Origin of the sequence: Microcoleus sp. M2_D5 (genome assembly GCF_036701935.1) — a bacterium.
In the GTDB taxonomy this organism is placed as follows: Bacteria; Cyanobacteriota; Cyanobacteriia; order Cyanobacteriales; family Microcoleaceae; genus Microcoleus.
Window position 1 is genome coordinate 155,499 of record NZ_JAUBRP010000006.1, and the last position, 6,309, is coordinate 161,807.

Genomic DNA, 6,309 nt, shown 5'->3' on the forward strand with positions numbered 1-6,309 from the left:
CTCGCCCCTACCATATTAGGTAATCGACCGCATATGAAATTAAAAAAATGATTAATAACTAAGAAATAAGCCGCCTAAAATTAGCCCGATCGCAATTAACGCCACCCAGATAAACCTATTATCTTTCGTATTAACCTGACTCAAATCTACAGGCTCTGGTACGACTGGCTTGGGTTTAGCGTACTTGATATCAGCGTTCGGATTGGATTGAAAACTGATTGATTGATTTTCATCTAAAGCTGCCAAATCAGGGATTTTCACCATCCATTCAGGAGGGATAGTGAGTTTGGGAGCTTCGAGAATGAACAGCAAGCGCTTTGCTTGTTGGCGGGTTTCTTGGCGGGGATGGCGGGTGAGCTTGCGGCAAAGCTCGATCGCCCTTTCTGTATTGCCAGAGGCTTCGTAGGCTGTCACTAGCCACATCTGCACCTCACCGCCCAACCGGGAATTTCGATCGACTAAACCGGTAGCTGTTTCTAAACTCTGCACAGCTTGAGCATACCGGCCGCTCTCAAAAGCTACTCTGCCAGCTTGGTACTCAGTTTGAACAATTTCTAACTTTTCTGAACTCACCAGCCGCCACCCAATTGACAAATATTAGTTCCCAAATTCCCCAAACACTAAAATTCGCTGTTGTGTTGCGACATACCCGACTCGTTGTCGCGCTTGGAACCCAGCAATTCTAACTGGTCTACTCTAATTACAGGCTTCGAGCGATTTGCTCCCGTATTCCGGTCTTGCCAGCGCTCGAACCTCAAAGAGCCTGTTACTCCTATTTGAGCGCCTTTGCGAACGTAGTCAGCAGCGACTTGTGCTGTTTTGCCCCAGATTTCCAGATTGAACCAGTCTGGTTGATCGCTGTTTTTGGTTCTGCGATTCACTGCCAGCGTCAACTTGCACAGAACTGTACCCGACTCAAAATACTTCACGTCCGGGTCGCCGCCGACGCGGCCTACTAAAGTCACAACATTAAGACTCATAAACTTTTTTGGGAATGTGGTCGATCGGTGATGTAGTTAAACAGTCCACACGCGCATTAGCCTCCAAACTGAACTTGGAACAACGCTTGTGAGGCTTCATCCTGATTGTACACCCAGTTAGGAGAACATATTGATGGTGGATGATTGGCAAGTCTACGCTCAACCTGAGCTCGACAATGTACATTTCTGACTAGACTCAGGATGAAAAACGTAATAGAATCCACCTCGGTTACACTTTTGTAACAACATTATTGCACACAATAGTATTTTAGTTTTTGGGGGGGGTACGAATCAGTGGGTCTTCTCAATCGATTTTCGTTATCTAGAGATATGGGTATCGACCTCGGTACTGCTAACACGCTCGTTTATGTATCGGGCAAAGGTATTGTTCTGCAGGAACCTTCTGTAGTAGCGATCGACCAAGAGTTAAAAATACCGCTGGCTGTTGGAGAAGAAGCTAAAAAAATGCTCGGCCGCACGCCAGGAAATGTCATAGCACTGCGCCCGCTTCGCGACGGGGTAATCGCAGACTTCGATACGGCAGAACTGATGCTCAAGACTTTTATCCGCAGGGTTCACGAAGGCCGAAGCTTAGTTTCGCCGCGGATCATTATTGGCATCCCCAGCGGTGTCACCGGAGTCGAGAGGCGTGCTGTCATTGAGGCGGCGACTCAGGCCGGTGCTAGAGAAGTACGGTTAATTGATGAACCCATCGCGGCGGCGATCGGGGCTGGACTGCCTGTTGCTGAGGCGACTGGCAATATGATTATAGATATAGGTGGAGGTACGACGGAAGTTGCGGTATTGAGTTTGCAAGGTACGGTGATCAGTGAGTCTGTGCGGGTAGCCGGCGATGAACTCAATGAGGCGATCGTCCAATACATGAAAAAAGTTCACAATTTGGTCATCGGCGAACGCACTGCTGAAGAAATTAAGATTCAGGTAGGTTCTGCATATCCAACTCCAGAGGATGACGATGTAATCATGGAAGTGCGGGGCTTGCACTTACTGTCGGGTTTGCCGCGAACTGTTACTATCAAAGGCCCAGAAATTCGCGAAAGTATGTCGGAACCGCTTTCAGTAATTGTGGAAGCTGTCAAGCGTACTTTGGAACGCACCCCGCCGGAATTAGCAGCAGATATTATTGACAGGGGAATTATGCTGGCTGGTGGTGGCGCGCTGATGAAAGGTTTAGATACTCTGATCAGTCACGAAACAGGAATTGTCACTCACGTGGCAGCCGATCCGCTGTCCTGCGTGGTTTTGGGAACTGGTAGAGTATTGGAAAACAAACAGTTGGAACGAGTTTTCAGCGGGCAGTCGTCGCGTAATATGTAGTTAACAAATTTGGGATTGTGGATTTAGAAATAAATACGGCTGCAATCTCAAATCTAAAATCCTGACTTAACAATTTTAGATTAGTGAAATTATGCTAAAAAATACATTCCGAAAGTGGTGGGATCTGCGGCTGCAAATTGCTCTTTTAGGTTTAGCTGTAACTGCCGCTTGGGGAGTTCGACAAACACAAGGTGCGACAGTATTTGAAGTATACAATTGGGTGACTCGTCCGTTTCACGCCAACGGCTCTGGACAAGAGGAACTCATCTCGGCGCGAACTCAAGAATTGCAAGCCCAACTATTAGAAGCAGAGACTCAAAATCAAAAGCTAAAAGAGCTTTTAGGTTACGTTTCTGCTAAGAAACCTAAAGGGATTGTAGCTCCTATTGTCGGTCGCAGCGCCGACCACTGGTGGCAGCAAGTAACCTTGGGGCGCGGCAGTAACGATGGCATTAAAACAGATTTTACTGTGATGAGCCCGGGCGGTTTAGTAGGCAGAGTTGTCAGCGTTACTCCTAATACTAGCTTGGTGCTGTTAGTCAGCGACGCTACGAGTCAATTGGGTGTGGGAATTACCCGCAGTCGCCACATGGGTTTTATGCGCGGGAAAGGCGGAAATCAGGCGGTGATGGAGTTTTTTGAGAATGTTCCCAATGTCAAGCCTGGGGATGTGGTTTCAACTTCTTCTTACAGTCAGTTGTTCCCTCCTGGTTTGCCGGTGGGAAAAGTGGTTTCGGTGGATATGAATAAAACTCCGGCTCCAGAAGCTGTGGTGGAATTTTCTGCACCGATGAATGCTCTGGAGTGGGCGGTGGTTTACCCCCACTCTAAGCAAGCCGAACCGAAGGATTCCCAGAGTCAATCTTCAGCAGAATCTGAGGGAACACAGCAACAATGAAAGCTTTATCTCGGATGTCTTCGCGATCGCGCCAATTTCTTAACTTCGCAGTTACATTTCTATCTGTGATGCTGTGCATACTGATATTGCCTACTCGGATGCCGGGAATGGAATTGCTGGGAATTGGACCTAACTGGCTGTTAATTTGGTTGGTAGCTTGGAGTATTAAGCGGAAACGTACAGTTTGGGGAGCTGCTAGCATGGGCTTGGTTTTGGGGTTTCTTCAAGATGCGATGACGGCTCCTCATCCAACCCATGCTGTAAGTCTAGTTGTTGTAGGAGTCTTAACAGTTGTTTTGCAGAAAACCTGGTCGATTCCGGCAGATATTGTTGAGAGAGATCCGATTCCGATCGCGTTAATTGTGTTTGGGATGGCGGTGGTAGCGGAAACGGTTATGGGGCTGCAATTTTTTTCTATGGGCGATCGGGCTTTACTGGAAATTTGGAGCTATCACCAGCGAGTGGCTTTGTGTTCTGCTATTCTTAGCAGTCTTTGGGCTCCGGTGATTTATTTTCCGCTCAATCGCTTGTGGGAAATGACCAGGAATGTAGAAAAACCTTAGTCAGTCATTAGTCATTAAACCCGCCCCAGCCAATGTCTCTAGGGGCGGGTTTTACCAACAATATCTAACTAGCCCCAACAATCTATATAAACCCGCCCCCACACAACGGATAACCTACATCAACCTTGACTTTTATCAAATACAAAAAATGTACATTGTGATTTTTGGTTGGGTGGGGGCGGGTGCAAGCAGATTGTTAATTTCAGGCGTGGATGGTTGGTAAAATCCGCCCCTACGGTAGCTATTCCTCACTATAATATCGCCTGTTGCGGCGAACCTAATAAGTGATGAACGGCAATAATCAAGTCGCTGAGAATGAAATTAGGCTGATGCTTTTGCAGTTGATAGCGGCTGCGAATTCCGCAGGTAACGGCAATTGTAGGTATTCCCAATGCTTTTCCTGCGAGGATGTCTGCTTCTGTATCTCCGATCATCCAAGCCGAACCCAGCGATGACTCAAATTCTTCTGCCACTTCAGCCAACAATTCAGTTTTTAAGGCTGTATAGTTGTGATAGGCCGCATCCGCCATCTGAGTTCCCCGAATGCTGGTAAACAGTCTGGCTAAACCGTAATTTTGTAACAGTTGAACGGCTTGATTTCTCGGCCGCAGAGTGACTAAAATCAGCCGCACGCCGCGGGAGTGCAGAAGTCCGATCGCCCATTGCACTCCCGGCTGGATGCGATCTAAGTGCAACAAGTCTGGCTGATTGACAATTTGACTGACGCATCCGAGAAAAACTTGAATTTCTTCTCCCGACAAGCCGGAACTTTTGGCTATTTCAGCATCGGGCACTCGGTTTTGTTTCATTTGCCAAAACTGCTGTTTGCTGAGGATTTGGAGGTTGAGGTTGATTCCCCGATCGAGATAAGCTGCTTGAGTATCGGCCAATCCCTGTTGATAGGTGGCATAGTAGCGATCGGAAACATCGACTATGGGCCCGTCTAAATCGCAAAATACCGTCATCCAGGGGGACGAGTCAGCCTCTGAGGGTAGGTTGTACTGAAGGTTTTCCGAGTCTGGGGCGACAGCAGTTAACATAAAACGTTAAGTAAATCTAGGGAGTTATACATTTCTTGACTGTAGCAAAAAATGTATAAGTTATAATACATAAATTTTAATATTTTTATTAAAAAAACCTATGAGTTTTTTGAGGATGGGGTTCGATAAAGGCGATCGAGCCTGCGCGTCGATAAAATTCAGAGAAAAAGTAATTTTTGTGGCTGTTAATATGTGCTTTAGCCATTAAAGTTTAGAATTAAGTTTTTAGTCTTCTGTAATTTACCCATGCTCAAACAAAGCGATTTTGTTAGGAATTCGGACACTAATCGAGTAGAGGTGCTGTCCGAAGCACTGCCTTACATTCAACACTTTGCCGGTCGCACCATAGTGGTCAAATATGGCGGTGCGGCGATGAAAGATAGCAATCTCAAAGACAAGGTGGTTCGGGATATTGTGCTGCTAGCTTGCGTGGGGATGCGTCCGGTTGTGGTTCACGGCGGCGGCCCGGAAATTAATATTTGGCTGGAAAAATTGGGAATTGAGCCGCAATTTAAGGATGGTTTGCGGGTGACTGATGCGGCGACAATGGAAGTTGTAGAAATGGTTTTGGTGGGTAAAGTAAATAAGGAAATTGTTTCGTTAATCAACCAAGCTGGCGGCAAAGCAGTGGGATTGTGCGGCAAGGATGCCAATCTGATTCAAGCTCGTCCTGACGGGCGGGAAGGAATTGGGTTTGTGGGTGAAGTCAGCGGCGTGAAAATTCAGATTTTGGAGTCTTTGGTGAACAGCGGTTATATTCCGGTGGTGTCGAGCGTGGCAGCCGATGAAAACGGTCAATCTTACAACATTAATGCTGACACGGTAGCTGGGGAAATTGCCGCTGGTTTGGGAGCGGAAAAGTTGATTTTGATGACCGATACTGCGGGAATTTTAGAGGATTATCACAAGCCGGAGAGTCTGATTGCTAAGTTAGATATTCAGGAAGCAAGAGAGTTGGTTGAGTCGGGAGTTGTTTCTGGTGGGATGATTCCGAAAGTTAATTGTTGTGTGCGGAGTTTGGCTCAGGGTGTGAAGGGTGCTCACATTATTGACGGTCGAATTCCTCATGCTTTGCTGCAAGAAATATTTACGGATGCGGGGATTGGGTCGATGATTGTAGCTTCAGAGTTTAGCAGCGCGAACTTAAGGCTTAAGTAAGGGGTAAATCCTAGGGCGGGGAGGGCGGGTGCGTGAAAGGAGCAAACTCGCTGCTATCGCGTATATCCTAACTAAACCTGCCCCTAAAAACCTTGAGAAGGTACTTCTCGGAAAATACTTCAACTAATTCTAACCGTTGTTCGATTTCAGCTTTTATTAAACTACGATCGAACACTTTAGAGTTTTGGATTATGTGGCGATTCTCAAGCCGAGTTCAAATACGCGATTAGCGCTAGTGGAACCTGAATACGCATCTATAGCAATCGCCAAGGCGGTTATGGCATAAACTATAAGTAGCCCCAATTGCTCGCGTGCGATCGTACAACTCATGC

At 46.8% G+C, this 6,309-nt stretch carries 7 protein-coding genes; 4 read left to right on the forward strand and 3 right to left on the reverse strand.

Annotated elements, in window-relative coordinates; translation table 11 throughout:
• Positions 1 to 51 precede the first annotated feature (51 nt).
• Together QUA50_RS04815 and QUA50_RS04820 are read right to left on the reverse strand one after the other, a co-directional pair.
• Complete coding sequence (locus tag QUA50_RS04815; RefSeq protein ID WP_333260621.1) at positions 52 to 573, reverse strand: tetratricopeptide repeat protein; 522 nt, start codon at positions 571 to 573, stop codon at positions 52 to 54.
• 47 nt (positions 574 to 620) lie between these two features.
• On the reverse strand, positions 621 to 980 hold the full coding sequence (locus QUA50_RS04820; RefSeq protein WP_333260282.1) for a single-stranded DNA-binding protein: 360 nt from the start codon (positions 978 to 980) through the stop codon (positions 621 to 623).
• Positions 981 to 1,310: 330 nt separating this feature from the next.
• Here QUA50_RS04820 and QUA50_RS04825 point away from each other — a divergent pair, with 330 nt between their 5' ends.
• The 3 genes from QUA50_RS04825 (at position 1,311) to mreD (ending at position 3,779) form a co-directional block, all read left to right on the forward strand.
• A complete protein-coding gene (locus QUA50_RS04825; RefSeq protein ID WP_333260279.1) occupies positions 1,311 to 2,318 on the forward strand; it encodes a rod shape-determining protein in 1,008 nt (335 codons plus the stop codon).
• A 91-nt stretch (positions 2,319 to 2,409) separates the two neighbouring features.
• Complete coding sequence (gene mreC / locus QUA50_RS04830) at positions 2,410 to 3,216, forward strand: rod shape-determining protein MreC (protein WP_333260276.1); 807 nt, start codon at positions 2,410 to 2,412, stop codon at positions 3,214 to 3,216.
• On the forward strand, positions 3,213 to 3,779 hold the full coding sequence (gene mreD / locus QUA50_RS04835) for a rod shape-determining protein MreD (protein ID WP_333260273.1): 567 nt from the start codon (positions 3,213 to 3,215) through the stop codon (positions 3,777 to 3,779). Before mreC ends, mreD begins: the two co-directional genes overlap by 4 nt.
• Before the next feature lie 251 nt (positions 3,780 to 4,030).
• Here the strand turns inward: mreD and QUA50_RS04840 are convergent, their stop codons facing one another.
• Positions 4,031 to 4,819 (reverse strand): HAD family hydrolase, encoded by a 789-nt coding sequence (locus QUA50_RS04840; protein ID WP_333260270.1) that lies wholly within the window; start codon positions 4,817 to 4,819, stop codon positions 4,031 to 4,033.
• A 246-nt stretch (positions 4,820 to 5,065) separates the two neighbouring features.
• Here QUA50_RS04840 and argB point away from each other — a divergent pair, with 246 nt between their 5' ends.
• Positions 5,066 to 5,977 (forward strand): acetylglutamate kinase, encoded by a 912-nt coding sequence (argB, locus tag QUA50_RS04845; RefSeq protein ID WP_333070242.1) that lies wholly within the window; start codon positions 5,066 to 5,068, stop codon positions 5,975 to 5,977.
• The last annotated feature ends 332 nt before the right edge of the window (positions 5,978 to 6,309 follow it).

Bases quoted from the DNA above. Each gene is read 5' to 3' on its own strand.
- QUA50_RS04820 (WP_333260282.1), bottom strand. From the start codon at position 980: ATGAGTCTTAATGTTGTGACTTTAGTAGGCCGCGTCGGCGGCGACCCG.
- QUA50_RS04840 (WP_333260270.1), bottom strand. From the start codon at position 4,819: ATGTTAACTGCTGTCGCCCCAGACTCGGAAAACCTTCAGTACAACCTA.
- QUA50_RS04825 (WP_333260279.1), top strand. From the start codon at position 1,311: ATGGGTATCGACCTCGGTACTGCTAACACGCTCGTTTATGTATCGGGC.
- argB (WP_333070242.1), top strand. From the start codon at position 5,066: ATGCTCAAACAAAGCGATTTTGTTAGGAATTCGGACACTAATCGAGTA.
- mreD (WP_333260273.1), top strand. From the start codon at position 3,213: ATGAAAGCTTTATCTCGGATGTCTTCGCGATCGCGCCAATTTCTTAAC.
- mreC (WP_333260276.1), top strand. From the start codon at position 2,410: ATGCTAAAAAATACATTCCGAAAGTGGTGGGATCTGCGGCTGCAAATT.